Source organism: Mesorhizobium sp. M4A.F.Ca.ET.050.02.1.1 (assembly GCF_003997725.1).
Lineage (GTDB): Bacteria > Pseudomonadota > Alphaproteobacteria > Rhizobiales > Rhizobiaceae > Mesorhizobium.
The window spans coordinates 1-2,917 of the sequence record NZ_RZSG01000749.1 but is presented as its reverse complement, the minus strand read 5'-3'; the positions used below and the strand labels follow the sequence as shown (position 1 = coordinate 2,917).

General features: G+C 64.7%; 2 protein-coding genes and 2 pseudogenes. All 4 read left to right on the top strand.

Annotation, left to right across the window (positions count from 1 at the left end):
- The coding region (locus tag EOA33_RS30500; protein WP_145989364.1) for an aminotransferase class III-fold pyridoxal phosphate-dependent enzyme at positions 1–1,042 on the top strand (1,042 nt) is incomplete at its 5' end.
- Between the two features lie 14 nt (positions 1,043–1,056).
- Positions 1,057–1,985: pseudogene (locus tag EOA33_RS30495) on the top strand (3-keto-5-aminohexanoate cleavage protein).
- A gap of 96 nt (positions 1,986–2,081) precedes the next feature.
- A complete protein-coding gene (locus tag EOA33_RS30490) occupies positions 2,082–2,579 on the top strand; it encodes a GNAT family N-acetyltransferase (RefSeq protein WP_245482480.1) in 498 nt (165 codons plus the stop codon).
- A pseudogene (locus tag EOA33_RS30485) lies at positions 2,576–2,917 on the top strand (histone deacetylase family protein); the annotation flags it as partial. The gene EOA33_RS30490 and the pseudogene EOA33_RS30485, both read left to right, overlap by 4 nt.

Here is a 2,917-nt window from a genome sequence, read left to right as displayed (position 1 = left end):
CTCAGAAGCAACGGAATCCTGCATCAAGCTCGCCCGGCAATGGGCGGTCGCCACTGGCCAGCCCAAGCGCTGGAAGGTGATCGCACGCTTCCCCTCTTATCATGGCGGCACGCTTGGCTCGCTCGCGGTCACCGGCGATGATGCCCTGGCCGAAACCTTCAAGCCGATGATGCGGGCGATGCCGACCGTGCCGGCACCGACGGCGTGGCGCGACCGCGACAATCTTTCGATGGAACAGCGTGGCATTCGCTATGCCGACATGCTGGAGGAAAAGATCCAGACGGAAGGCCCGGAGAATGTGCTGGCCTTCATCATGGAACCGGTCGGCGGGGCAGCGACGGCTGCGCTAGTCGCGCCCGACAGCTATTATCCGCGCATCCGCGATATCTGCGACCGCTACGGCATCCTTCTGATCCATGACGAGGTGATGAGCGGCGCCGGCCGCACCGGCAAATTCCTCGGCGGCGATCACTGGAACTGCAAGCCCGACCTGGTCGCGCTGTCAAAGGGGCTGGGCTCGGGCTACGCGCCGCTCGGCGCGCTGGCGGCACCGATGCGGCTGGTCGAGCCGCTGCTTGCCGCCGGCGGCTTCCAGCATGGCCACACCTACGCCGGCAATCCACTCGCCTGCGCCGCCGGACTCGCAGTGCTCGGCGAGATGGATCGTCTCGACCTGATCGCCAACGCCGCCGCCATGGGCGACGTGTTGATCGGCGAACTGAGGGAGTTGCAGAAGCGCTTCCCCTTCATCGCCGACGTGCGCGGCAAAGGGCTGCTGCTCGGCGCCGAAATGGTAGCCGATCCGGAGACGCTGACCCCGATCGCGCCGAGCAAGAAGGCGACGCAGCGCCTGCTCGACCTCGCCTATGAACGCGGCCTGATCATTTACGGCCGCAAGGTCAAGGGCGGCGTCGACGGCGACAACTTCATGGTGGCGCCGCCGATGATCATCACGCGCGAGCAGATCGGCGAGATGATCGCCATTATCGGCGACTCGCTGGCAGCACTCGCCACCGAACTCGACCTGCCGGCCGAAACCTGAAGGGGTAGAACAAGATGGCGACGAGAAAAGTCATCATCACCTGCGCGGTCACCGGCTCGGTGCATACGCCGTCCATGTCGCCCTATCTGCCCGTCACACCAGACCAGATTGCCGCAGACGCAATCGCCGCCGCCGAAGCCGGCGCCTCGATCCTGCATCTGCACGCCCGCGATCCGAGGGATGGACGGCCGACGGCCGACCCGGATGTGTTCATGCAATTTCTGCCGCGCATCAAGCAGGCGACGGATGCGGTGATCAACATCACCACCGGCGGCTCCTCATTGATGACGCTCGACCAGCGGCTCGCCGCACCGCTCCGGGCCGAGCCCGAAATGTGCTCGCTCAACATGGGCTCGATGAATTTCGCGCTGTTCCCGATGCTCGACAAGCCGCGAGAGTGGCAGCACGAGTGGGAGCGAAGCTGCTCGAAGCCACGCGCGACACGATCTTCAGGAACACGTTCGCCGACATGGAGACGGTGCTGGAAAAGCTCGGCAAGGGCTGCGGCACGCGCTTCGAGTTCGAATGCTACGATGTCGGCCACCTCTATTCGCTGGCGCATTTGCGCGATCGCGAGCTGGTGTCGGGGCCGCTGTTCCTCCAGTTTGTGCTCGGCATTTTAGGCGGCATCGGCCCCGATCCCGACAATCTCATCCACATGAAGCGCATCGCCGACAAATTGTTCGGCGACAGCTACCAATTCTCGGTTCTCGCCGCCGGCCGCCACCAGATGCCGCTGATCTCGATCGCCGCCGCCATGGGCGGCAATGTCCGCGTCGGGCTGGAGGACAGCCTCTACGATGGGCGGCAGTTGGCCAAGTCGAACGCCGATCAGGTGCGGCGCATCCGCTCGGTGCTGGATGGCCTGTCGCTGGAGGTCGCGACGCCCGCGGAAGCGCGCGAGATGCTGGCACTGAAGGGCGGCGACCGGGTGGCGTTTTGAAGTGCGGTGGGGTGAGATGATAGCGCCCAGTCCTACCCCCCTCTGGCCTGCCGGCCATCTCCCCCTCAAGGAGGGTGCCTTGGCGCCTTGCCGGTCGTGAGTACAGTCAACATCAGGCTCGGCCGTATCGACGACGCCGAAACCATCCATGTCGCGCTGCTGCGGATGAGCGCCCATATCGGCGCGCATCAGCAGATCACCTCGACAGCGGATGACCTTCGCCGCTACGGCTTCGGCGAAAAGCCGGCCTTCTCCGCCCTGATCGCCGAGGTGGACGGCGAGTTCGCGGGGCTCTGCCTGCACTTTCCGATCTTCTCAACCTGGATGGGCCGGCCTGGCGTCTATGTTCAGGACCTCTATGTCGAGGGCCGCTTTCGCGGCCGCCGGATCGGCGAAAAACTGCTGCGGCGCGTGGCGAAGGAATGTCGCGCTGAAGGCGGCGTCTATCTCCGGCTCTCCGTCGACACCGACAACGAAACCGCCAAGGCCTTTTATGAAAGGCTGGGCATTGGCTGGTCGAGCTACGAACAGGCGCAGAAAATCGCTGGCGAGGCATTCTTCGCCTTTGCGGATGCACCAGAGGACAACGCATGAAAACCTATTATGCCGAGGAACAGAAGCGCCACGATCCCAAGGCTTTCCTCTCCAGCGGCGCCCAGCAGCCCAATCCGGAAAAGCCGGAGCGCATCGAAAGATTGCTGGCCGGCGCGAAAGCCGCCGGCTCGGCGATCGAACGGCCGCGGAACCATGGGCTGCGTCCGGTCGCGGCGGTGCACACGCCCGAATATCTCGACTTCCTCGAGCATATTTTCGAGCGCTGGCAGCGTATCGAAGGCGCCTCGGCGGAAGTGATCCCGAACATCCATCCGATCGCCCGTGGCGGTTCTTATCCTGCGTCCGCCGTTGGCCAGGCCGGCTACCACATGGCGGAC